General features: G+C 65.9%; 23 protein-coding genes. 19 read left to right on the forward strand and 4 right to left on the reverse strand.

The window, feature by feature from the left end:
• Nucleotides 1-13 precede the first annotated feature (13 nt).
• Genes ctaD through JF515_RS13540 form a run of 3 tightly spaced genes read left to right on the forward strand, consistent with a single transcriptional unit; the run spans nt 14 to nt 3,117 of the window.
• Entirely contained in the window at nt 14-1,615 is a 1,602-nt protein-coding gene (gene ctaD, locus JF515_RS13530) for a cytochrome c oxidase subunit I (protein ID WP_203104958.1), read from the forward strand.
• A 21-nt stretch (nt 1,616-1,636) separates the two neighbouring features.
• Entirely contained in the window at nt 1,637-2,206 is a 570-nt protein-coding gene (locus tag JF515_RS13535; RefSeq protein ID WP_203104959.1) for a cytochrome c oxidase assembly protein, read from the forward strand.
• Nucleotides 2,207-2,235: 29 nt separating this feature from the next.
• Nucleotides 2,236-3,117 (forward strand): cytochrome c oxidase subunit 3, encoded by an 882-nt coding sequence (locus JF515_RS13540; RefSeq protein ID WP_203104960.1) that lies wholly within the window; start codon nt 2,236-2,238, stop codon nt 3,115-3,117.
• A gap of 267 nt (nt 3,118-3,384) precedes the next feature.
• On the opposite strand, the gene JF515_RS13545 is transcribed toward JF515_RS13540, so the two are convergent.
• A complete protein-coding gene (locus tag JF515_RS13545; protein ID WP_203104961.1) occupies nt 3,385-3,633 on the reverse strand; it encodes a twin transmembrane helix small protein in 249 nt (82 codons plus the stop codon).
• A gap of 100 nt (nt 3,634-3,733) precedes the next feature.
• Between JF515_RS13545 and JF515_RS13550 the strand changes: the two genes are divergently transcribed.
• The 7 genes from JF515_RS13550 (at nt 3,734) to JF515_RS13580 (ending at nt 10,083) form a co-directional block, all read left to right on the forward strand.
• Entirely contained in the window at nt 3,734-4,465 is a 732-nt protein-coding gene (locus JF515_RS13550) for an SURF1 family protein (protein WP_203104962.1), read from the forward strand.
• Between the two features lie 4 nt (nt 4,466-4,469).
• A complete protein-coding gene (locus tag JF515_RS13555) occupies nt 4,470-5,081 on the forward strand; it encodes an SCO family protein (RefSeq protein WP_203104963.1) in 612 nt (203 codons plus the stop codon).
• 31 nt (nt 5,082-5,112) lie between these two features.
• Nucleotides 5,113-6,186 (forward strand): COX15/CtaA family protein, encoded by a 1,074-nt coding sequence (locus JF515_RS13560; RefSeq protein ID WP_238401057.1) that lies wholly within the window; start codon nt 5,113-5,115, stop codon nt 6,184-6,186.
• 38 nt (nt 6,187-6,224) lie between these two features.
• Nucleotides 6,225-7,145, forward strand: coding sequence for a heme o synthase (cyoE, locus tag JF515_RS13565; protein WP_203105008.1), 921 nt, complete (start codon nt 6,225-6,227; stop codon nt 7,143-7,145).
• 86 nt (nt 7,146-7,231) lie between these two features.
• On the forward strand, nt 7,232-7,819 hold the full coding sequence (locus JF515_RS13570; protein ID WP_203104964.1) for a LemA family protein: 588 nt from the start codon (nt 7,232-7,234) through the stop codon (nt 7,817-7,819).
• A 10-nt stretch (nt 7,820-7,829) separates the two neighbouring features.
• The gene (locus tag JF515_RS13575; protein ID WP_203104965.1) at nt 7,830-9,626 is read left to right on the forward strand and encodes a M48 family metalloprotease; all 1,797 of its coding nucleotides are present in this window, start codon (nt 7,830-7,832) and stop codon (nt 9,624-9,626) included.
• A 64-nt stretch (nt 9,627-9,690) separates the two neighbouring features.
• Nucleotides 9,691-10,083, forward strand: a complete 393-nt coding sequence (locus JF515_RS13580; RefSeq protein WP_203104966.1) for a hypothetical protein — start codon at nt 9,691-9,693, stop codon at nt 10,081-10,083.
• On the opposite strand, the gene JF515_RS13585 is transcribed toward JF515_RS13580, so the two are convergent.
• Nucleotides 10,035-11,111, reverse strand: coding sequence for a GNAT family N-acetyltransferase (locus JF515_RS13585; protein ID WP_203104967.1), 1,077 nt, complete (start codon nt 11,109-11,111; stop codon nt 10,035-10,037). The two genes, JF515_RS13580 and JF515_RS13585, sit on opposite strands and share 49 nt — an antisense overlap.
• A 123-nt stretch (nt 11,112-11,234) precedes the next feature.
• Here JF515_RS13585 and JF515_RS19630 point away from each other — a divergent pair, with 123 nt between their 5' ends.
• Complete coding sequence (locus JF515_RS19630) at nt 11,235-11,822, forward strand: cold shock domain-containing protein (protein ID WP_203104968.1); 588 nt, start codon at nt 11,235-11,237, stop codon at nt 11,820-11,822.
• 10 nt (nt 11,823-11,832) lie between these two features.
• Nucleotides 11,833-13,347, forward strand: a complete 1,515-nt coding sequence (locus JF515_RS13595) for a sodium:solute symporter family transporter (protein WP_203104969.1) — start codon at nt 11,833-11,835, stop codon at nt 13,345-13,347.
• On the opposite strand, the gene JF515_RS13600 is transcribed toward JF515_RS13595, so the two are convergent.
• The gene (locus JF515_RS13600) at nt 13,344-13,979 is read right to left on the reverse strand and encodes a hypothetical protein (RefSeq protein ID WP_203104970.1); all 636 of its coding nucleotides are present in this window, start codon (nt 13,977-13,979) and stop codon (nt 13,344-13,346) included. The genes JF515_RS13595 and JF515_RS13600 overlap by 4 nt on opposite strands.
• Nucleotides 13,976-15,250 (reverse strand): sialidase family protein, encoded by a 1,275-nt coding sequence (locus JF515_RS13605; RefSeq protein ID WP_203104971.1) that lies wholly within the window; start codon nt 15,248-15,250, stop codon nt 13,976-13,978. The genes JF515_RS13600 and JF515_RS13605 overlap by 4 nt, the downstream gene beginning before the upstream one ends.
• A 176-nt stretch (nt 15,251-15,426) precedes the next feature.
• Between JF515_RS13605 and JF515_RS13610 the strand changes: the two genes are divergently transcribed.
• The 7 genes from JF515_RS13610 to JF515_RS13640 all read left to right on the forward strand — a co-directional run bounded on the left by JF515_RS13610 (nt 15,427) and on the right by JF515_RS13640 (nt 21,307).
• Nucleotides 15,427-16,152: an START domain-containing protein gene (locus JF515_RS13610; protein ID WP_203104972.1), complete on the forward strand. Its 726-nt coding sequence runs from the start codon at nt 15,427-15,429 to the stop codon at nt 16,150-16,152.
• Nucleotides 16,153-16,228: 76 nt separating this feature from the next.
• On the forward strand, nt 16,229-16,969 hold the full coding sequence (locus tag JF515_RS13615; RefSeq protein WP_203104973.1) for a lysophospholipid acyltransferase family protein: 741 nt from the start codon (nt 16,229-16,231) through the stop codon (nt 16,967-16,969).
• A 122-nt stretch (nt 16,970-17,091) separates the two neighbouring features.
• A complete protein-coding gene (locus JF515_RS13620) occupies nt 17,092-17,925 on the forward strand; it encodes an SDR family NAD(P)-dependent oxidoreductase (RefSeq protein WP_203104974.1) in 834 nt (277 codons plus the stop codon).
• Nucleotides 17,926-17,936: 11 nt separating this feature from the next.
• Nucleotides 17,937-18,524 carry a DUF938 domain-containing protein gene (locus JF515_RS13625; RefSeq protein WP_203104975.1) on the forward strand — a complete coding sequence of 196 codons (588 nt, stop codon included), beginning with the start codon at nt 17,937-17,939 and terminating at the stop codon, nt 18,522-18,524.
• 95 nt (nt 18,525-18,619) lie between these two features.
• Nucleotides 18,620-19,843, forward strand: coding sequence for an ATP-dependent RNA helicase RhlB (gene rhlB, locus JF515_RS13630; RefSeq protein WP_203104976.1), 1,224 nt, complete (start codon nt 18,620-18,622; stop codon nt 19,841-19,843).
• A 26-nt stretch (nt 19,844-19,869) separates the two neighbouring features.
• Nucleotides 19,870-20,190, forward strand: coding sequence for a thiosulfate sulfurtransferase GlpE (glpE, locus tag JF515_RS13635; protein WP_203104977.1), 321 nt, complete (start codon nt 19,870-19,872; stop codon nt 20,188-20,190).
• 106 nt (nt 20,191-20,296) lie between these two features.
• Nucleotides 20,297-21,307: a hypothetical protein gene (locus JF515_RS13640; protein WP_203104978.1), complete on the forward strand. Its 1,011-nt coding sequence runs from the start codon at nt 20,297-20,299 to the stop codon at nt 21,305-21,307.
• Nucleotides 21,308-21,617 lie beyond the last annotated feature (310 nt).

A 21,617-nucleotide genomic window follows, 5' to 3' on the forward strand; every position in this document is an offset into this window, starting at 1 on the left:
GGAGGGGAGATCGATGAGTACCGCTGCCACCGCACACGATGACCATCATCACCACGCCCCGACCGGCCTGAAACGCTGGCTGTTCAGCACCAACCACAAGGACATCGGCACCCTGTACCTGTGGTTCAGCTTCGCCATGTTCATGCTCGGTGGTCTGCTGGCGATGGTGATCCGTACCGAGTTGCTGGAACCGGGCATGCAGTTCGTGGACCCGGAATTCTTCAACCAGCTGACCACCGTTCACGGCCTCGCCATGGTATTCGGCGCCGTGATGCCCGGCTTCGTCGGGCTGGCCAACTGGATGATTCCGCTGATGATCGGCGCGCCGGACATGGCGCTGCCGCGCATGAACAACTGGTCGTTCTGGATCCTGCCGTTCGCCTTCCTGATCCTGATGAGCTCGATGTTCATGAGCGCCTTCGGCGCCGGGCATCCGAGCGCGCCGAACTTCGGCTGGACCTTCTACGCGCCGCTCTCCACCGAGTACGGCCCGGCGTCCACCGACCTGTTCATCCTGTCCGTGCACATGATGGGGATCTCCTCGATCATGGGCGCGATCAACGTGATCGTGACCGTGTTCAACCTGCGCGCGCCGGGCATGACCCTGATGAAAATGCCGCTGTTCGTATGGACCTGGCTGATCACCGCCTTCCTGCTGATCGCGGTAATGCCGGTACTGGCCGGCGCGGTGACCATGATGCTCACCGACCGCCACTTCGGCACCAGCTTCTTCAGCGCCGCCGGCGGCGGTGACCCGGTGCTGTTCCAGCATGTATTCTGGTTCTTCGGGCACCCCGAGGTGTACATCATGATCCTGCCCGCGTTCGGGATCGTGTCGGCGATCATCCCCACCTTCGCGCGCAAGCAGCTGTTCGGCTACGCGTCCATGGTCTACGCCACCGCGTCCATCGCGCTGCTCAGTTTCGTGGTCTGGGCACACCATATGTTCACCGTGGGCATGCCCCTGGCCGGTACTCTGTTCTTCATGTACATGACCATGCTGATCTCGGTGCCCACCGGCGTGAAGGTGTTCAACTGGGTGGCCACCATGTGGCGCGGCTCACTGACCTTCGAGCTGCCCATGAAGTGGGCCATCGCCTTCGTGATCCTGTTCACCTGTGGCGGCCTGTCCGGTCTGATGCTGGCGATCACGCCGGTGGACTTCCAGTACCACGATACCTACTTCGTGGTGGCGCACTTCCACTACGTGCTGGTATCCGGCGCCGTGTTCACCATGTTCGCCGCCGCCTACTACTGGCTGCCCAAGTGGTCCGGCGTGATGCCCAACAAGCTGCTCGGCGAGCTGCACTTCTGGAGTTCCCTGATCTCCGTGAACCTGCTGTTCTTCCCGATGCACTTCGTGGGCCTGGCGGGCATGCCGCGTCGTTACGCGGACTATGCCCTGCAGTTCGCCGACTATAACTTCTGGATTTCCATCGGCGGCTTCTGGTTTGGCCTGTCGCAGCTGCTGTTCCTGGCGGTGTGCGTGCTGTGCGCCCTGAAGAAAGGCGAGAAGGCCCCGGCCAAGCCGTGGGAAGGCGCGGAAGGCCTGGAATGGGAAGTGCCCTCCCCGGCGCCCTTCCACACCTTTGAAACGCCCCCGGTGGTGAAATAACGGATCGCGGATAACGGCGCCATGAGCAACGACAGCCTCGAACATCGCAACAAGCGCACCCTGCGCAAGCTCCTGATCTGGGCGCTGGCGATGTTCGGCTTCGCGTTCGCCATGGTGCCGTTCTATAACGTGATCTGTGACATCACCGGTTTGAATGGAAAGACATCGTCAACGGCAAGCAGCGAGGGTCCGTCACGGACCGTGGAAGACCGCACCGTGACCGTGGAGTTCATCACCCAGCGGGGCCAGGGCGTGAACGGCGACTTCATGTCCGCCACGCGCCGGGTGAAGGTGCATCCGGGAGAAATCACCCTGGTGAACTTTTACGCCAGCAACCCGAAGAACAGTGACATCGTCACCCAGAGCATCCCGTCCGTGACCCCCGGGGAAGCGGCGCGCTACCTGCACAAAACCCAGTGCTTCTGCTTCGACCAGCAGACCCTGGCGGCGGGCGAGCGCAAGGAGATGCCGATGATCTTCTACCTGGACCCGGAGCTGCCGCGTCATATCAACACCCTGACGCTGTCATACACGATTTTCGATGTGACCGACCGGGTCGCCGCCACCAACAACAATGTGGTCGCCCCATAACGGCCGGTTGTACAGGAGATTTTTTCGCAATGGCTACTGACAAGTATTACGTACCCGAGAGCAGCCCCTGGCCCCTGGCGGCCTCGGTGGGTCTGTTCATGACCGCCTTCGGCGGTGCCCACTTTATCCAGCAGAGCACCGACCCGGACAAGTTCCAGGGTAGCTGGGGCATGCCGCTGTTCTTCATCGGCCTGGCCACCCTGCTGTTCATCATCGCGATCTGGTGGCGCGACACCATCAAGGAATCCGTGGGCGGCCTGCACAGCAAGCAGTTGGGCATCTCCTACCGCCAGGGCATGCTGTGGTTCATCTTCTCCGAGGTGATGTTCTTCGGTGCTTTCTTCGGCGCCCTGTTCTACACCCGCTGGCTGATCGTGCCGTGGCTGGGTGGCGCCGGCAACAACGCCATGACCCATGAACTGCTGTGGCCGAACTTCCAGGCCATGTGGCCGCTGATTCAGACTCCGGACGGCACCACCACCCAGGCCATGGGCGCGTGGGGTCTGCCGGCGATCAACACCGCCATCCTGCTGACCAGCTCGATCACCCTGACCATCGCCCACCACGCTCTGTTGGAAGGCAAGCGCGGCAAGCTGATCGGTTTCCAGGCGGTTACCGTACTGCTGGGCATGATCTTCCTGAGTCTGCAGGTGGAGGAATACATCCACGCCTACACCGAAATGGGCCTGACGCTGCACGCCGGCATCTACGGCAGCCTGTTCTTCTTGTTGACCGGTTTCCATGGTGCCCACGTGACCATCGGGACCATCTTCCTGTTCGTCACCCTGATGCGGGTGATCAAGGGCCACTTCGACGCGGAGAACAACTTCGCCTGGGAAGCGGGGGCCTGGTACTGGCACTTCGTGGACGTGGTCTGGCTGTTCCTTTTCGTGGTGGTGTACTGGCTGTAACCCCGCCGACCACCCTGGAAACGAAAAGCCCCGGTCACAAGCCGGGGCTTTTTGTTTGGGGCTTGCTTAACGCATGTACGCTTACACGCTGGCACGCCTACACGCTTACACGCTTACACGCTCAACCCCTATCCGGAGGGCGTAGGCGTGTTTCCTGCCGGGCGGTATGGCGGTGTCTCGCGGGCGTGCGGGCGTGTTGCGTGTTGCGTGCATGCGTGTTGCGTGCATGCGTGTCGCGTGTCGCGTCTCCAGTGCCGGCGCCCGGCGTCATTCACCCTGCTCGATGGGCTCGCCGTAGCGCTGGCCCGGGTTGACGTCGTGGGGCTGGATCCAGCCCATCATCATGCTCAACAGGATGAACAGGAACACCGCCGCCGAGAAACCGACCCGCCAGGCCAGCGCGCGCATGGTCTTGCCATCCTTGCCTTCACCGCGCACCAGCGACATCAGGGCGCGGGCCAGCGCCGCCACCGCCGCCACCAGCAGCACCAGGATGATCAGCTTCACCCACCACATAGTGTTCTCCTTTGCCTTGCCGGGGCGACATTGCCTCGACGCCCGACCCCGGTCGGGTACAATACGCGCCCATTGTAGCCGCCACCCCAGCGAGTGAAAGATGAAGAGGCGCTTTTCCCCACTTGGTCTGCTGCTCACGCTCACCGTGATCGCGCTGTGCCTGGCGCTGTCCTGGTGGCAATGGCAGCGCGCCGGGGAGAAGCGCGCCTGGCTGGCGGATCAGGCCGCCAAGGCCCGTTCCGCGCCGGTGTCGCTGGCCACTGCCCTCGCCGAGGCGGACCCGGACCACCGGCCGGTGCGGGTGCACGGTGAACTGGACAGCGGCCGCTCGGTGCTGCTGGACAACCGCACTTACCAGGGCGTGGCGGGCTATTACCTGCTGACGCCGCTGCGCGCCGACGACGGCCACTGGGTGCTGGTCAACCGGGGCTGGCTGCCGCGCGGCGCCGATCGCCGGGAGCTGCCCGCGGTGCCGCCGGTAAGCGGCCCGGTCACGGTCGACGGCACGGCCTATGTGCCACCGGACAACGCCCTGGTGCTCAAGGACACGCCGTTGCCGGAGAATCGCTGGCCGTTACGGGTACAAAAAGTGGATTTTGCAGCCATCGGGCACCGACTTGGGGTAGAATTGGCGCCCTTCGAGATTCGGGTGGCCCCCGACCAACCCCTGGGCGATCGCGAACCGCTGCCACGACCCTGGCAAGCGGCGACGGCGGCTATCAGCCCGGAGCGTCATCAGGCCTACGCCCTGCAATGGCTGGGCCTGGCCCTGGCCGCCCTGATCATGTACCTGGTCGCCCTTTTCCGCCGGCGCCCCCGATCGGACCGCTGAAACCATGTCGCCACGTACCAAAAACAGGCTGACCTTGCTCGCCATCGTCGGCCCCTTCGTTCTGTTCTTCATCGCTGGCCGTTATTTCGTGGACCCTTGGGAACTGCCCCGGCAGAACAAGGGGCAGTTGATCCTGCCCCATGTGCAGTTGCGCGCCCTGGCGCTGCATGAGGACGACGGCGGCGCATACAACGCCAAGGACACCGCCGGGCTATGGAGCCTGATGTACGTGGCCGGGGCCGACTGCGGCGCGGCCTGCAAGAACGGGCTTTATTATCAGATGCGCCAGGTGCAGCGCACCCTGGGCGAAAACATGGACCGGCTGCGCCGCATCGTGGTGCACACCGCCCCGGCCTCCGACGAGCTGCGTGCCTTTCTGGATGACAAGGTGCCCGGCACGGTGGAGGTCAACGGCGACGCGGACACCGTCCGCCAGGCCCTGGCGCCGGCCTACGAAGGCCTTGAAGGCGACGCCATCGGCGACGTCTTCGTGATCAGCCCGGACGGGCAGATCTTCCTGCGCTACCCCACCCACGAGGACATGGACGCCACCCTTGAGGAGGCGGAAAACATCCGCCTGGATCTAGAACGCACGTTGAAAGGCTCGCTGATCTGAGCGCCGCCGCAACCCTGACAGGTCCCGATACATGCATCCCGAAACCGTGCAAACTCCGACTCCCTCGCAAATCTGGCTGCGCCGCATCGCGGTGCTGGCCCTGGTGCTGGCCGCCGGCGTCATCATCCTGGGGGCCTGGACCCGGCTCTCCGACGCCGGCCTGGGCTGCCCGGACTGGCCTGGCTGTTACGGCCATCTGGACGTGCGCAAGGCCATCGAGCACGTCAATGAACAGAACGCCAGCAACCCGGGCGCCCTGCGGGAAGCCCACAAGGCGGTGCCGGAGATGGTGCATCGCTACTTCGCGTCCACCCTGGGGCTGCTGATCCTGATCATCGCCGGCCTGAGCCTGGCCAACCGCAAACGCGAAAAACAGCCGCTCAAGCTGCCCCTGTTTCTGGTGGTGCTGGTGATCTTCCAGGGCATTCTCGGCATGTGGACGGTGACCCTGGGGCTGCAGCCCACCATCGTCATGCTACATCTGCTGGGGGGCTTCACCACCTTTACCCTGCTCGCCCTGCTCACCGCCCGCCTCTACCGCTGGCCGCGCTTCCTCAATGATTGCGACGTGCGTAGCCTGAGAACCCTGGGGGGCCTGGCCCTGGCGGCGGTGATTCTGCAGATCGCCCTGGGCGGCTGGACCACCGCCAACTACGCCGCCGTGGTGTGCACCGAGCTGCCGGTGTGCGAGCGCGGCTGGACCGAGCATCTGGATTTCGAGGATGCCTTCGTGTTCTGGGGCCACGAGCACGACAAGCCGGACTATGAGTTCGGCGTGCTGGAAAACGACGCCCGCACCACCATCCACGTGATGCATCGCTTCGGCGCCCTGCTGGTGACCCTCATGGTGCTGTTGCTGGTGGGCCGCATTCTGCTGCGCGCGCGCAGTGTGTTCTTCCGAAACTTCGCCCTGGTGATCCTCGGGCTACTGGCCCTGCAGGTGGCCCTGGGCATCAGCAACGTGGTGTTCGCGGTGCCACTGTGGGTGGCCGTGGCCCACAACTTCGGCGCCGTGGCGCTGCTGGTGTCGCTGGTACTCTTTATCCGCTCGATTAACGTAAAATGCGGTGCCCGCCACCCACGGCACCCGGACGGGCAGCCATAGGCCGACAGGGAGCCATCATGAGCGTGAACGACAAGGCGATGAGCCCTAATCAGTCCGATCATCAAGAGCGCGCCGCCGCCGGCTGGCGTGACTACCTGGCACTGACCAAACCCGGGGTGGTGATGCTGTTGATGGTGACCGCCGTGGCCGGCATGTTCCTGGCCACCGATCCGCCGGGCATGGTGCCCCTGGACATCTTCATCCCGGCCTTCGTGGGCCTGTCCCTGGCGATGATGGCCTCGGCGGCGATCAACCAGATCATGGACCAGAAGATCGACGCCATCATGAAGCGCACCGAGAAGCGCCCGCTGGTGGCCGGCGTGATCTCGCCCAAGGCGGCGGTGGCGTTCGCCGTGGCCCTGGCGCTGGCGTCCATGGCCATGCTGTATTTCCTGGTCAACCCGCTCACCGCCGGGCTCACCCTGTTCGGCTTCGTCGGCTATGCCTTCGTCTATACCCTGTACCTGAAGCGCGCCACGCCGCAGAACATCGTGATCGGCGGCATCGCCGGCGCCATCCCGCCGCTGCTCGGCTGGGCGGCGGTGACCAACTCCCTGGACCCGTACGCCTGGCTGCTGGTGCTGATCATCTTCGTATGGACGCCGCCGCATTTCTGGGCGCTGGCGATCCACCGCGCCGATGAGTACGCCAAGGCGGACGTGCCCATGCTGCCGGTAACCCACGGCATCCCCTTCACCCGGGAATCGGTGCTCTACTACACCATTCTGCTGTTCATCTGCTCCCTGCTCCCCTATCTGACCGGCATGAGCGGCCTGATCTATCTGGTCAGCGCGGTGATCCTCAGCGGCATTTTCCTGGTGCACGCGGTGCGACTGCGCTTCAGCCAGGACCCGAAACTGCCGATGAAGACCTTCGGCTATTCCATCGTCTACCTGTTCGTGCTGTTCACCGCCCTGCTGGTGGATCACTACATTCCAGTGCATCCGCTGCAACCGTGAACCGGTCGCCATCACGCGGATAGCCAAGCCCGGATGCTTGCAGTAGTTTAGAGCGCACAACAATCACCCTGGGGAAAGGGGGAAGGATGGGTACCTGGCTGTTTTTCGCCGTGATCATCGCGGCGCTGGTTTATCTGATCGCGGTCTATAACCGTCTGATCAGCCTGCGCAACCGCTTCAAGAACGCCTTTGCTCAGATCGACGTGCAGTTACAGCGCCGCCATGATCTGATCCCCAACCTGGTGGAAACTGCCAAAGCCTACCTCGACCACGAGCGCCAGACCCTGACCGCCGTCATCGAGGCACGCAACCAGGCCGAGGCGGCACGCCGCGACGCCGCCGCCCGGCCCGACGACGGCGCCGCCGTGGACCGGCTGGGGCGCGCCGAATCCCTGCTCAGCGGTGGCCTGTCGCGGCTGCTGGCGGTGAGCGAGAACTACCCGGAGCTGAAGGCCAACCAGACCATGGCCGAGCTGATGGAAGAGTTGTCCAGCACCGAGAATCGCATCGGCTTCGCACGCCAGGCCTTCAACGACGCGGTGATGCACTACAACACCTACCGGGAGCAGTTCCCCAACAACGTGGTGAGCGGCCTGTTCGGCCCGTTCAAGGAAGCGCGGCTGCTGGAGATCGAGAACCCGGAGGCCCGTCAGGCGGTGAACGTCACCTTCTGATCCCCGGGCCATGGATTTCTTCGACCATCAGACACGGGCCCGGCGCCGCACCTTTCTGCTGGTCCTGTATTTCCTGGCCGCCCTGACGGCGGTGGCCGCCACCGTGGACCTGGCGGCCTGGCTGCTGACCCGCTGGCTGCGCCCGGACCTGAGTCTGGCCCACTGGCTGACCAGTGAAACCGGGCTGTGGGTCACCCTGGCCACCCTGGCGGTACTGATCGGCGGCTCCCTGCGCAAATCCTGGCAACTGCGCGACGGCGGTCCGGCCCTGGCCCGCCTGCTGGGCGCCCGGGAAGTACCGGCCGCCCCGGAGGACGCCGGCGAGCGGCGCCTGCGCAACGTGGCCGAGGAAATGAGCATCGCCGCCGGCGCCTATGTGCCACGCCTTTATGTGCTGCCCGCGGAAGAGCGCATCAACGCCTTCGTGGCCGGCTTGACGCCATCCTGCACGGTGCTGGTGGTCACCCGGGGCGCCCTGGAGCAACTCGACCGCGACGAGTTACAGGGGGTGGTGGCCCATGAATTCAGCCATATCCTCAACGCCGACATGCGTCTTAACCTGCGCCTGCTGGCCGCCCTGGCCGGCATCCTGGCGATCGGCAAGGTGGGGGAATTCCTGTTGCACTTCTCCAGCGGCGACGGCCACCGCCGGGGCAATGCGCCGTTCGCCGTCGGAGGCCTGGCGTTAATGATCATCGGCTACGCCGGCCTGTTCTTCGGGCGTCTGATCAAGGCCGCTATTTCGCGCCAGCGGGAACGCCTGGCCGACGCCAGCGCGGTGCAATTCACCCGCCGGGCCGACGGCCTGGCCGGCGCCCTGATCAAAATCCGCAACGGTGCCGGGTCCTACCTGCACAGCCTGCACGCCGAGGACCTCAGCCATATGGCGTTCGCCGAAACGCTGGCGCTGCGCTGGCGCCGCCTGCTGGCCACCCACCCCAGCATCGAACAGCGCCTCGGCGACCTGGGCGCCGACTGGCCGGCCCGGGCCCGGGCACGGCGCCGGCGGGCGCCGGAAGCCAGCGACATGCCCCCGTCACGGCAGGTAGGGCGGATGGACGACGCCAACCTGGGCTATGCCCGCTCCCTGCTGGAAAGCCTGCCCGAGGATCTGCGCCACGCCCTGCATACCCAGGAGGGCGCCGAATGCGTGCTCTACACCCTGGCCCTGGGGCCGGTGGCGCCACCGCCGGCACTGCGCACCGGCCGCCGGGCCGCGCTGGTGGAGCAGGTGCGCGGCCTGGGCACCCGCCTGCGGCTGCCCTTGCTGGACCTGGCCCTGGCCACCCTGTCCCAGGCGCCGGCCAGCCGCCGACCGGTGATTCTTGGTCAACTGCACGCCATCACCCGCCAACGCAGCCGCGAGGACCTGCTGTGCTGGGCCCTGGCCGCCATGGCACGCCAAACCCTGAGCGATACCGAGCGGCGAGGACACAAGCCGGACATTCACCGCCTGAGCGCGGTGGCCACGGAAATCCAGGTGGTGTTCTCGGCGCTGGCCTGGGCCGGTGACTCCGCCCGCACCACCGCCCTGGCCGCCTTTCAGCGCGCCACCCGCGGGCTGCTGCCCGGCGGGCGGCTGCTGCTGCCGCCGGATCGCTACCCGGCGCCGCGCATGGAAGCCGCGGTGGCCCGGCTGGCTCGCCTCACCCCCTTGCTGAAAGCCCCCCTGATCGACGCGGCCGCCGATCTGGTGCTCTCCGATGGCCAGGTGCAAGTAGCCGAGGCGGAATTGCTTCGCGCCCTGTGCGCGCTGCTCGAATGCCCCATGCCGCCTCTTTTCCCGAACCGACTGAACAATATTTGAGCAGATCAATTTTTGTGATAGGGTTCACAATTGTAAAAGGGGGCGTATTGGGGAGAACAACAACATGGAACTGGCCAAGAACAGTCACCGCAACACCTGGCGCAACGTCTGCGAGCACACTCACCGTATCCGCGACGGTGCCCTGGAACCGGCCCTGACCGCCTGGTTGGTGGCCCACGGCATCACCCTCGCCGAGTGCGTGTTCCCACTGGTGCGTCGCTGCGACGAGCAGTTGTATACCGGCACCCTGGTGGACGGTCGAGGCCGGGTGTTCGAGTACCTGGCTAATCTGGCCGGCGCGGAGAATGACGACGACGGCCTCGACGACGTGACCCTGGCACTGGGCCCGAAATGCCCCGACCACCCGCGCCACGATCCCTGCGACCCGGTCACCATGGCGCTGATGATTCAGCGTGGGCTGGCGCCCTCTCCCGTGCCGGAGCCGGTGCCGGCCTGATCGGCGCGGTACGGCAGCAGGCTCCGCGCCTCGTCGCGATAGGCGCGTACATGCTCCGCCTCACGCTCGCAGAAATCCGCCACCGCCTCGTGGAAAGCGAGTTCCGCCAGCCAGTGTAGCGAATAGGTGAGCACCGGCTCGAAGCCACGCAGTATCTTGTGCTCCCCCTGCACCCCCGGGTCGAACTCCGCCAGCCCGCGCTCGATGGCGAACTCAATGCCCTGGTAGTAGCACACCTCGAAATGCAGAGCGTCGTATTCCCGTATGCTGCCCCAATAACGACCGTACAGGGCCTGGTCGTCGAACAGGTAAAGCCCCGCCGCCACCGGCTCCTCTCCGTGCTCCGCCAGCACCAGCAGGATTTGTTCGCCGAGACCGTCGGCGAGGCGGCGGAAGAAGGTCTCATCGAGATAGGGCAACTGGCCGCGCACCAGGTAGGTGTTGGCGTAGCATTGAAAGAAAAAACGCCAGTGGCGCGGTTCGATGGCGGCGCCGGTGAGCCGCCGCACGGTCAGCCCCTGCTCCGCCACCCGGCGGCGCTCCCGGCGCGCGCTCTTGCGCTTACGGGAATTAAAGGTGCCCAGGAAAGCATCGAAATCCGTATAGCCCCGGTTGAACCAGCGGAAATGGCAGGCCTGGCGCTCGATCAGCGGCAGCTCCGCCAGCGCCGCCCGGGCCGGCGCGTCCGGGAACAGCAGATGCCAGCCACTGGCGCCCTGCTCGGCGACCCGCTCGCGCACCCCTGCCCAAAGATCCGCTGCCCGCCACTGGCCGCGCCAGCGCGGCCCGACCACCGGCGTGAACGGAATCGCGGTGACCAGCTTGGGGTAGTACGACAGACCATGGCGCTCATAGGCGTCCGCCCAGGCGAAATCGAATACGTACTCGCCCCGCGAACCGTCGCGCGCGTAGAGCGGAACAAAGGCATCGCCATCACGCAGGTGGCAGGGGCCCCAGCCACGGGCCGGCGTGGCGCCGGTCTGCTCCAGGGCGCCGAGAAAGGCATCGGTGAGAAAAGGAAAGCGCATGGCCGCATGATACTGGCCGTGGCGCATGGCGGCGAGAGCGCCGTGCCCGTGAGATTGCCGGGCCGGTTCGTTACAATGCGCCGTCCATAATGATAATGATGCGTCCAAGGACATACCGATTTCATGAAAGTCTCCAAACCCCTGGCGGTCGTGTACGCTCTGGCCGTCGTGTTGCTGGCCCTGCCCGGCGCCTGGCTGCTGTTCGCCCCGCGATCCTTCGTACTGCTTGCCCATGGCGGCGACGAGGTTCTGCTGATCTCGCCCCTGCTCACCCAACAGACCGGCCTGGGGCTGTTACTGGCGGCGGCGGTGAACCTGGTGTGCCTGGCCGGCGGCCCCACCCGGCTGCCGCTGCACGTGGCGGTGCTGTTCTATCTGGCCGGTCTGGTGGCCAGCCATGGCGCGCCGGCGTTCGGCGCCGCCGCCTGGCTGTGGATTCCGGTGGCGCTGTACGCGCTGCCACTGGCCCCCTGGAACCGGCTGCCGGTGTCGACCGGCGGTGACGAGCGCCGCCAGGGCGAGGTGAAGTGGTTCAACCCGAAGAAGGGTTTCGGGTTCATCCTTGCCGACAACGGCGAGGAAATCTTCGTCCACTTCAAGGCGGTCCGGAATGGCGGACGCCGCAGCCTGCGCGCCGGCAGCCGGGTGCGCTTCGTGGTGCGCCAGTCCGAGCGCGGCATGCAGGCCGACCAGGTCGAGATCCAGCCATGACGCCCGCCCGATGACGCTGGCCACGCTCGACTGGGCGGTGCTGCTGGTCTATCTGGCGGCGATCCTGCTGATCGGCTTCCATTTCGCGCGGCGCAACACCAACACCGAGGAATACTTCGTCGGCGGACGCCGCTTTCGCGGCTGGGTGATCGGCCTGTCCCTGGTGGGCACCTCGATCAGCTCGGTGACCTTCCTGGCCTACCCGGCGGATGCCTTCAAGACCGGCTGGCTGCGTTACCTGCCCAATCTGGCGCTGCCGTTGGCGCTAGTGGTGGCGGCACGGGTGTTCCTGCCGTTCTTCCGGCGCGGCAACATGACCAGCGCTTATGAATTCCTGGAGCAGCGCTTCGGCCCAAGCGTGCGGGTGTACGGCGCGCTCGCCTTCATCGTCGCGCAACTGGTACGCCTGGCGATGATCCTGTATCTGCTGTCGTTGCTGATCCTGCAGTTGGTGGAGGTGTCACCGACCACGGCGATCGTCGCCGCCGGCCTGTTCGTGGGCCTGTATACGGTGATCGGCGGCATCGACGCGGTGATCTGGACCGATGTCATGCAGACCCTGGTGCTGCTGATCGGTGGTCTGCTGTGTATCTGGGTGGTGGTGGACGCCCTGCCCGGCGGCCTCGGCCAGGTGTTCCGCGAGGCCGGCGCCGCCGGCAAATTCGCCCTGGCGGAATGGCGCGACGGCGAGCCGCAACCGGTGCGCTGGGGCCTGTCCCTGAGTGAGAAGACCGCCACCATGATGCTGTTCATCGGCCTCACCAACTGGCTCACCGAATACTCCAGCAACCAGAACACGGTGCAGCGCTACTGCGCCTCGCGCTCCACCCTGGAGGCCCGCCGTGGCCTGTGGGTGTATCTGTTCACCGCCCTGCCGGTATGGGCGTTCTACATGCTTCTGGGCACCGCTCTGTGGGTGTTCTTCCAGCACTTTCCGGACCCCATGGCCACGGCGGTACTGGCCGGCACCGAGAAAGCCGAGGCGATCCTGCCCTGGTTCATTACCGAATACCTGCCGGCGGGCCTCGCCGGGCTGGTGGTGGCGGCGGCGCTGGCCGCCGCCATGAGCTCCCTGGATTCCAGCATCAACTCGGTGACCACGGTGTCGATCGTCGATCTCTACCGGCGCCACCTGCGCACCGGCCGCGATGACCGCCATTATCTGCGTGTGGCACGCGGCGTGGCGGCGGCGGTCACCGGCCTGATGATCCTCGGTGCCCTGTGGCTCAATGGCGCCCACACCCATACCCTTCAGGACACCTCCACCATTCTGGTGTCACTGTTCGGCGGCGGCATGTTGGGGCTGTATCTGCTCGGGTTTCTGAGCCGGCGCGGGGACGCCCGGGCGGCCTGGTGGGGGATCGGCTGCACCCTGGTGTTCACGTCCTGGACGGTGCTCACCAACGAGGGGATGCTGCCGGTGGCGCTAAGCGCGCCGTTCGATCTTTATTACACCGGCCTGATCGGCAATCTGGTGATGTTCGCGGTGGGCTACGGCGCGGCGCGCCTGTGGCCGCGCCGCTAGGAGCCCTGGCCGGCGACCCGGGAAGCCGGCGCCGTCACCGGCTGTTCGCCGGCGGCCCGCCGGTGACGCCGCTCGCGACGGACCAGCAGGCGGTCACGCACCAGCCAGCCCGCCGCCCAGCACACCAGCCACGGATCCACCAGGTAATCCCAAAGGTTATCCGAGTGCAGCAGGTTGGCGCCGTAGGCCAACTGCGCGACCACCAGCACCAGACAGCTGGCGTAGGCGCGATACAGCCAGGCCAGCAACCCCATCAGCAACAGCACGCCACTGAAGGCGACGTCGCCGAACCCGAGCGCATAGGGGTCCACGTAACTGGAACCCAGACTCATCGGGTAGAACCACAGCGCCAGCACCACCAACAGCACGCAAACCGCGCGCAACTGCCACACCGGCAGCCAGTAATGGCCGGTAAGACGGTGCTGAATGGCGACCAGCGCCAACAGCCCGGAAGACACGCTGAAGTGGCTCAGGTAGCTGAGCACCCAGCCGCTCAAGCCATAGGGGAACGGTAGCAAGGCCGCCACCAGCATGCCCCCGGCCAGGCCGACCCGCCAAGGCAACGGCAGCCGCGCCGCCAAGCGCAGCACCAGCGCCACCAGCACCAGGGCGCAGATCCATTCCGATATCATCCTTCCCCCCCACGGGCAGAGCCGGCTGGCAGCCAGGCATGACGAATGGCGGATTTATTCCAGGTATAGAGAATGTGCACGTCGCCGTTACTGGCCTGGAGCACATAGGGATAGTCGTATTGGAACTCGCACCCCTTGGCATGACACTTGTTGTGTTCCACCCGGCGCCGAATCAACTCCGGATTCTCCGCCTCCAGGGTGTTGGCCACTTCCTCGGAGATCATTTCCAGATAGACCGGCTCCGCCACGTCGTCGGCGCGCCAGCGGTGCCGGTTGTGGAAATAGAAACGGTCGGACCAGGTTACGCCGCTGTCCCAGGTTTCGCGCATGCACAGATCGTCGCGCTCCTTAGGATTGCAGTTGGCCACCACCAGCCAGTGCCCCGGCGACAGCACCACGCCTCCCACCGCCGAGGAGGGGTTGGTCAGCCGCGAGCCGTACAGGGGCGACCAGTCCTGACCGCCATCCAGGGAGTCGCTGCGGTAAAGCATGCCCTGGTTGTCCTCGTCCTCGTTGCGCAGCAGGGCGGTGGCCTGCTTGGGACCGTCCACCAGCACCAACGGCTGGATCGCCTTGCGGCCATGGCCGATGCGCTCCTTGTCGACGATGCGGTTATCACGATCAAGCCGTAGTATCTCGCCGAACTTGCCCACCATTTCGTGGTAGACCGGCAGCCCCACGGTGCCGTCCTGGTAGTGAATCGGCGGCGTCTTCACCAGGGTGCTGATGTTCAGGAAGGGGGAGGCGATCAGTGCCTCGTCGAATTGCCAGCTGGCACCCAGGTCGTCGGATTCCAGAGCCACCAGCCGGCTCGCCGCCCAGCCGCCGAAGCTCACCGCCACCACGAACAGCCGCATGCGGCCGTCGTCGTCGAGCACCGGCACGGCATTGCCCAGCTTGCGGACATGACGCCCCCATTGGCGGCGGATCTGTTCGCGGGTGATCACCCGCTCCTCCTCGCTCCAGCGCGCCGCGCGCGGATCGAACACCGCGGAATGGATGCCCACGTCCGGCCCGCCCTCGCGCTTGCCGGCGAACCAGAATGCCCGCAAACGGCCATCCGGCAACTCCACCATGGAGGCGGCGTGGACAAGAGGGGTCTCGGCATCGGAGGCGAAGCGCATCTGCCAGCGACCGTTCAGGTCATCGTGGCCGCGCACATAGTCGGGGCGGAAGGCGGGGGTTTCCCGGCGACCCGGGTCGGCGGGCAGCGACACCCAGAAGGCGGCGACCAGCAATCCCCCAACGAACCAATGAATGAAACGCTTCATACAGCACCGCGTCTCGCTGCGTATTATTTATAAAAAAGCGATGTTAACACCGCGAACCGGCGCTTGACCCTGACCGAACCGCCCGGCGCGCCGGAAAATCGGACCAACGGCCCGGCACGGAGTTCCTTCCTTGCCTATGATGGGGGATTGGCCTCTCCCAGTTCGGATCAGACCCTATGCAAATCAGCGCTCTCCGGCTGTCCCTGCTCATGCTGTTGCCGCTCCTGACCGGCGCCGGCACTCTGACGCCGCTGGCCGAGGAACGGCAATGGCGGCTGATCAGTGATCGCCAGGGCATCCAGGTTTACCAGCCCGCGCGGGTGCCCGACTCGCGCCTGCGCGGCTTTCGCGGTGTCACCCGACTCAGGGTCACCGACGAGTACGCGCTGGTGGCGCTGCTGGAGGACTACGCGGCCTACCCGGACTGGCTGCATCTGGTGGACGGTGTTCAGGTGCTTAACCGGGACGCGCCGGGCCCACGGCGGCTGCGCCTGACCACGCGCATGCCCTGGCCGCTCACGAACCGCGACGCAATACTGGAAAGCCACGTCAGCCAGGGCCGCGATGGTCAGCGGGGCACGGTGGTGGTGAGCCTGCTCAACCGGCCCGCCACGCTGCCCCCGGCCCCGGACTACCTGCGTGTGCCGGCCTTGAGCGGCGAGCTGCGTTTTGAACGGGTGGCGCCGGACCAGGTGGAAGTGGTCTACCAACTGCTCTTCGACCCGGGGGGCCGGATACCCGGCTGGCTCACCGAGGTGCTGCTGCGCGAGACGCCCCACTTCACCCTGGAACGGCTCAACCGGGTGGTGCGCCGCCCGCGCTACCAGGGCCACTATTATCCGGAGCTGGACCTCAATGGCCCGGGCCGTCCGTCCTCGGAAAACGTAACAAAAAACCCGTGATACCTGTCATATTCGGCCATCTTCGCTAAAATCAGTGCCTGGACCAATTCGCCGCCCGGCCATGGAGACGACAGGCATGGTGAACGCGCTTTTCTTCATTTACTCCTGGTTCCTGTTCGCTCCCCTGATGCTGGCGGCCACCGTCCTGTTCGGTTTGCTCTGCTTCCTGATGATGCCTTTCCTGGGCCCTCGCCGCGTGGGCCGCCTCACCGCCGTGCCCTGGTCACGGCTGGGGTTGATGCTCAGCGGCGTGCAGGTGCGCCTGCACGGCACCGAGCACCTGGATCGGGAGCAAAGCTACGTGATCGTCGCCAACCACCTCAGCCAGTACGACATCTGGGTGCTTTACGGGCACCTGGACAAGGACTTCCGCTGGGTGATGAAACACGAGCTGCGCAAGGTGCCGGTGATCGGTTTCTGTTGCGCCCTGCTCGGCCATATCTTCATCGACCGTCGTGACTCCCGGGCCGCCATCGCCAGCCTGGAAACCGCCAAGGCAAGGCTGGTGAACGGCACCAGCATCCTGTTCTTCCCGGAGGGCACCCGCAGCCGCGATGGCGAGCTGCGACCGTTCAAGAAAGGCGCCTTCCGCATGGCCCAGGACCTGGGCCTGCCACTGCTGCCGGTAACCCTCACCGGCACCCGGGAAGTGCTGCCGCCGGACACCCTGCGCCTGCACCCGGGCCCGGTATCGATGACGGTGCACGCGCCGGTCACCGTGGACGGCGGCGACGAGGCGGCGCTGGAAGCAGCCCTGGCCAGTTGCCGCTCGGCAATCGCCGGCGTGGCCACGGAAGGTTGCCTGGAGCTCACCTGAGCCCCGGACCCTGGCGTCGACGCATCCCGTCCCCCCGGCCAGCGCGCCAGCGGGGATTGGCCCGTTTGGAATAGCCGGAATCGCTACACTCCGGCCAATCCATCGCAATCGACGAGCTCGCAATGAAGCAATTCAACGACAAGGTGGCCGTGGTCACCGGCGCCGGCTCCGGCATCGGCCGCGCCCTGGCCCGTCAACTGGCCGACGCCGGCGCCCGACTGGCGCTCTCCGACATCAACGAAACCGGCCTGCGGGAAACCGCCAACGAGCTGGGACTGGACGACAGCCGCCTGATCACCGAAGCCTTCGACGTGGCCGACCGGGACGCGGTCTACCGCTTCGCCGAACGGGTCACCAGCCATTTTGGCGCCGCTCACCTGGTGATCAATAATGCCGGCGTGGCCCTGGGCGCCACCGTGGAGCGCATGACCTACGAGGATTTCGAGTGGCTCATGGGCATCAATTTCTGGGGCGTGGTGTACGGCACCAAAGCATTCCTGCCCCATTTGAAAGCGGCCGGCGAAGGGCATATCGTCAACGTCTCCAGCGTGTTCGGCCTGATCGGCGTGCCCACCCAGTCCGCTTACAACGCGGCCAAGTTCGCGGTGCGCGGTTTCACCGAGTCCCTGCGCCAGGAACTGGAACTGGAAGGTGGCAAGGTGTCTTGCACGTCGGTGCATCCCGGCGGCATCAAGACCAACATCGCCCGCAACGCACGCATGGCCAAGGGCATGGAGCACATTACCGGGGACCCGGAAAAGGCTCGCCGGGACTTCGAGAAGATGTTCCGCACCACCCCGGACGAAGCCGCCCGTACTATTCTCAAGGGCGTGCGCGGCAACAAGCGGCGCGTGCTGATCGGTTCCGACGCACGCGCCATCGACAGCATGCAGCGGCTGATGCCCACCGCCTATCAACGCATCATGGTGGCCGGCCAGAAGATGATCAAAAAGTAAGGACCTGCCCCATGCTCCCGTTCTCCCAGGCGGCGGACAACAACAAGGACCCGATTCTGGAGGTCCTGCGCGACCACTTCACCGCCCCTGGGGAACTGCTGGAGATCGGCGCCGGCACCGGCCAGCACGCGGTCTGGCTGGCACCGCGCCTGCCCCACCTGGGCTGGACGCCATCGGAACAGCCGGACTACCTGGAGGCCCTGCTTCCCCGGCTGGCCGCCGAGCCCGCCGACAATCTGCGCCCGGCCATCGGGCTGCGGGTTCAGGACCAGGCGGCCTGGCCCGCCGGGCCCTTCGATTACGTGCTCACGGTCAACACCTTCCATATCATGAGCCGCGACCAGGTGACCTGCTGCATTGACCAGGCCTGCCGGCGGCTGGCACCGGGCGGTCGCTTCGCCGTGTATGGGCCGTTCCGCTATGGCGGCCGCCCCACCACCGACAGCAACCGCCTGTTCGACGACAGCCTGCGTGCCCGGGACCCGGCCATGGGACTGCGCGATCAGGAGTGGGTGGTGGCGCGCTTCGCCGACCATGGCCGCGCCCTGCTGGGCGATCACGCCATGCCCGCCAATAACCGGGTTTTGGTATTCGGATAAGCCCGCTTTTTATACACTGTTCGGTCTGACGACGCCGCCGGTCGGCCAATCCGTGCCGCGCCGGGTCGTTTCTGGCTTCTCAACCGAGCGAATCCATGCAAAAAGAGAGCGACAACGCGTGGACCCTGGACCAGTTCCAGGTTCCCGAGAAAGAGGGGGAAACCCGGTTCCATGATTTCGATCTGGCACCGGAACTGATGCGCGGTATCGCCGATGCCGGCTTCCAGTACTGCACGCCGATCCAGGCCAGCGTGCTGAAACACACCCTGGCCGGCGCCGACGCCATCGGCCGCGCCCAGACCGGCACCGGCAAGACCGCCGCTTTCCTGATCACCATGATCAACGACCTGCTGCGTCACCCGATCACCGTGCAACGCTTCGCCGGCGAGCCCCGCGCCCTGATCGTGGCGCCCACCCGGGAACTGGCCATGCAGATCGAGAAGGACGCCAAACAGCTCGCTCACTACACCGACCTGCAAGTCATGAGCGTAGTCGGTGGCATGAACTTCAACCGCCAGCAGGAACGTCTGCAGACCCGCCTGATCGACATTCTGGTGGCCACCCCCGGGCGCCTGCTGGATTTCGCCAAACGCCGCGACCTGTGGCTGGACCGGGTCGAATCCCTGGTGCTCGACGAAGCCGATCGCATGCTGGACATGGGCTTCATCCCGGACGTGAAACGCATCGTGCGCATGACGCCGCAAAGCCGCTACCGGCAGACGCAGTTGTTCTCGGCCACCTTCAATGACGATGTCATGGCCCTCTCCCAGCGTTGGACCGAGGACGCCGCGGTGGTCGAAATCGAGCCCACCCAGGTGACCACCGAGACCGTGGAGCAAAAGGTCTACATCACCGCCACCGACGACAAGTTCAACCTGCTCTACAACCTGATCACCAACGAAAACATGGACAAGGTGATCGTGTTCGCCAATCGCCGCGACATCACCCGGCGGCTCAACGACCGGCTGCACAAGAAGGGCCTGAAGGTGTCGCTGATTTCCGGGGATGTGCCGCAGAACCAGCGGCTGAAGACGCTGGAACGGTTCCGCGCCGGCGACCTGCAGGTACTGATCGCCACCGATGTGGCCGGCCGGGGCATCCATATCGAAGGCGTGTCCCACGTGATCAACTACAACCTGCCGGAGGACCCGGAGGATTACGTGCACCGTATTGGCCGTACCGGTCGGGCCGGCGCCAGCGGCGTGTCGATCAGCTTCGCCTGCGAGGACGACGCCTTCCTGCTGCCGCAGCTTGAAGAAGCCATCGGCATGAAGCTCACCTGCGAACACCCGGACGCGGCCCTGGTCGCGGACCGCTAGCACCGCCAACGACAAGGAGACCGCACATGGCCGAACGGATCAGCCCGGAACAGGGCCTGGAACGATTGCGCGAGGGCGATGCTCTGTTCGTGGACGTGCGCGACCCGGACAGCCACGGGCAGGCGCGCATTCCCGGCGCCGTGCCGCTCAATCAGGCCAACCTGGAACAATTCCTCGCCGACACCGACCGCCAGCGCCCGCTGGTGGTGTACTGCTACCACGGCCATTCCAGCCAGGGCGCCAGCGATTACCTGACCGAGCACGGCTTCTCCAGCGTGGTCAGCCTGGACGGCGGCTTCGAATACTGGCGCCAGGCCTATCCGGAGCAGGTCGACGACCAGCCCTGACCGGGGCTGGCACCAGCGCCGCGCGCCCACGGCGGGATGGCTGCATGGCCCGCCGCCGTTGTGGCCCATCATGGTCCTCCCCCGCATGACAACAACGAGGAAGCCGATGAACGCAGCCGATCTGGCCGGCGCCCTGCGCCAGGCCCACGTGGACCACGCCCGCCAACGTCTCCAGGACAAGGGCTACTGGCAAAGCCAGTTGGACAACGGCGTGAAGCGGCTCGGCAAGACGCCGGTGGGCGCCCTGGTGGATGCCGACGCCCTGGCCACGGTGGTGGACGACTGGCTGGCCCGGGTGCATACCTTGCAGGGCCTGGAACCGGTGATGATCCAGGTGGCCGACGCGGTGCTGGACAAGGCCGCCGAGCAACCCACCACGGTCGGCGAGCTGCTGGAGGAAGACCATTTCGAAGCGATCCTGGCCCAGGCCCTGCGCCTGCGCGAGCTGCGCGAACGCGCCATCCACGCCTGCCTGAATCATCCGCTGGTCAGCGACATGGTCAGCGAGATGCTGTACACCGGCATTAAGAATTTCCTGCTTGAGGAAAACGCCCTGGCCAAGCTGCCCGGCGTAAGCAGCATGATGAAACTGGGTCGCAAGAGCGTGGGCCGGGCCATGGGCGGCCTGGAGGAAACCATCCGCGACTATCTACGCCACAACATCCGCGCCACGCTGAAGACCGGCGAGCAGTGGCTCAACCGGCAACTCACCGATGAACGCATCGCCGAGCTGGCCCGGGACGGCTACCGGCGGATCGCGCCGATGCGTCCGGCGGATCTGATCCAGCGCTTGCCCGATGGCGTGGTCGCCGACAGCGTGCCCCATGTGGCGGTGATCGTCGATCAGGGCGCGCGCCTGGAATACAGCCGCGCCCTGGTGAACGCCGGCATCCATGCCGCCGTGACGGCGCTGCTGGACAAGGACCTGCCGGCGCTGCTCAAGGCCATGGGCACCACGCCCAAACAGCGCGGCAAGGCCCTGGCGCCGGCTCTGGCCGCCGGCGCCAAGGTGCTCGACGAGCGCGACCTGCTGGCTGGCGCCATCGACGACGCGGTGGGCGACTTCTACACCAGCGACGCCTGCCTCGACATCCTCAAAAACGCCCTGGGGGAGTAATCGGCACCCCACCGGAGGCTCCATCGGGGACGCGGCTCAGCGTGGTCCCCTTTCCGGGAACGCCGTGAACCCGTCCCTGGGGGCTCCCGGTTTGACATCCTGTCAAACAGGGTCCCGGAAAGGGGACCACGCCGAGCCGCTTCGAGGCAGGCCGCGACGGTGGGCGCCGTAGAGGGCGGGGGAAGGCAGCGGTAGATACCGTCTCTCCTATCCGGACTCAACCCCCGAGGGGTTGGGTCTGGAATGGGGTTTGTCGATTCAGTACGCCGAAGGCGATGTGCACCAGTTTGCGCATGGCGGCGCCGAGGGC

Source organism: Alloalcanivorax marinus (assembly GCF_016785095.1).
GTDB lineage: Bacteria > Pseudomonadota > Gammaproteobacteria > Pseudomonadales > Alcanivoracaceae > Alloalcanivorax > Alloalcanivorax marinus_A.

Excerpts from the sequence above, each read along its gene's own strand:
- JF515_RS13550 (WP_203104962.1), top strand. The coding sequence starts at position 3,734 with ATGAAGAGGCGCTTTTCCCCACTTGGTCTGCTGCTCACGCTCACCGTG.
- glpE (WP_203104977.1), top strand. The coding sequence starts at position 19,870 with ATGGCCGAACGGATCAGCCCGGAACAGGGCCTGGAACGATTGCGCGAG.
- JF515_RS19630 (WP_203104968.1), top strand. The coding sequence starts at position 11,235 with ATGAAAGTCTCCAAACCCCTGGCGGTCGTGTACGCTCTGGCCGTCGTG.
- JF515_RS13555 (WP_203104963.1), top strand. The coding sequence starts at position 4,470 with ATGTCGCCACGTACCAAAAACAGGCTGACCTTGCTCGCCATCGTCGGC.
- JF515_RS13610 (WP_203104972.1), top strand. The coding sequence starts at position 15,427 with ATGCAAATCAGCGCTCTCCGGCTGTCCCTGCTCATGCTGTTGCCGCTC.
- JF515_RS13640 (WP_203104978.1), top strand. The coding sequence starts at position 20,297 with ATGAACGCAGCCGATCTGGCCGGCGCCCTGCGCCAGGCCCACGTGGAC.
- JF515_RS13535 (WP_203104959.1), top strand. The coding sequence starts at position 1,637 with ATGAGCAACGACAGCCTCGAACATCGCAACAAGCGCACCCTGCGCAAG.
- JF515_RS13600 (WP_203104970.1), bottom strand. The coding sequence starts at position 13,979 with ATGATATCGGAATGGATCTGCGCCCTGGTGCTGGTGGCGCTGGTGCTG.
- rhlB (WP_203104976.1), top strand. The coding sequence starts at position 18,620 with ATGCAAAAAGAGAGCGACAACGCGTGGACCCTGGACCAGTTCCAGGTT.
- JF515_RS13620 (WP_203104974.1), top strand. The coding sequence starts at position 17,092 with ATGAAGCAATTCAACGACAAGGTGGCCGTGGTCACCGGCGCCGGCTCC.
- JF515_RS13615 (WP_203104973.1), top strand. The coding sequence starts at position 16,229 with ATGGTGAACGCGCTTTTCTTCATTTACTCCTGGTTCCTGTTCGCTCCC.
- JF515_RS13585 (WP_203104967.1), bottom strand. The coding sequence starts at position 11,111 with ATGCGCTTTCCTTTTCTCACCGATGCCTTTCTCGGCGCCCTGGAGCAG.
- JF515_RS13605 (WP_203104971.1), bottom strand. The coding sequence starts at position 15,250 with ATGAAGCGTTTCATTCATTGGTTCGTTGGGGGATTGCTGGTCGCCGCC.
- JF515_RS13575 (WP_203104965.1), top strand. The coding sequence starts at position 7,830 with ATGGATTTCTTCGACCATCAGACACGGGCCCGGCGCCGCACCTTTCTG.
- JF515_RS13595 (WP_203104969.1), top strand. The coding sequence starts at position 11,833 with ATGACGCTGGCCACGCTCGACTGGGCGGTGCTGCTGGTCTATCTGGCG.
- cyoE (WP_203105008.1), top strand. The coding sequence starts at position 6,225 with ATGAGCCCTAATCAGTCCGATCATCAAGAGCGCGCCGCCGCCGGCTGG.
- JF515_RS13560 (WP_238401057.1), top strand. The coding sequence starts at position 5,113 with ATGCATCCCGAAACCGTGCAAACTCCGACTCCCTCGCAAATCTGGCTG.
- JF515_RS13570 (WP_203104964.1), top strand. The coding sequence starts at position 7,232 with ATGGGTACCTGGCTGTTTTTCGCCGTGATCATCGCGGCGCTGGTTTAT.
- JF515_RS13545 (WP_203104961.1), bottom strand. The coding sequence starts at position 3,633 with ATGTGGTGGGTGAAGCTGATCATCCTGGTGCTGCTGGTGGCGGCGGTG.
- ctaD (WP_203104958.1), top strand. The coding sequence starts at position 14 with ATGAGTACCGCTGCCACCGCACACGATGACCATCATCACCACGCCCCG.
- JF515_RS13580 (WP_203104966.1), top strand. The coding sequence starts at position 9,691 with ATGGAACTGGCCAAGAACAGTCACCGCAACACCTGGCGCAACGTCTGC.
- JF515_RS13625 (WP_203104975.1), top strand. The coding sequence starts at position 17,937 with ATGCTCCCGTTCTCCCAGGCGGCGGACAACAACAAGGACCCGATTCTG.
- JF515_RS13540 (WP_203104960.1), top strand. The coding sequence starts at position 2,236 with ATGGCTACTGACAAGTATTACGTACCCGAGAGCAGCCCCTGGCCCCTG.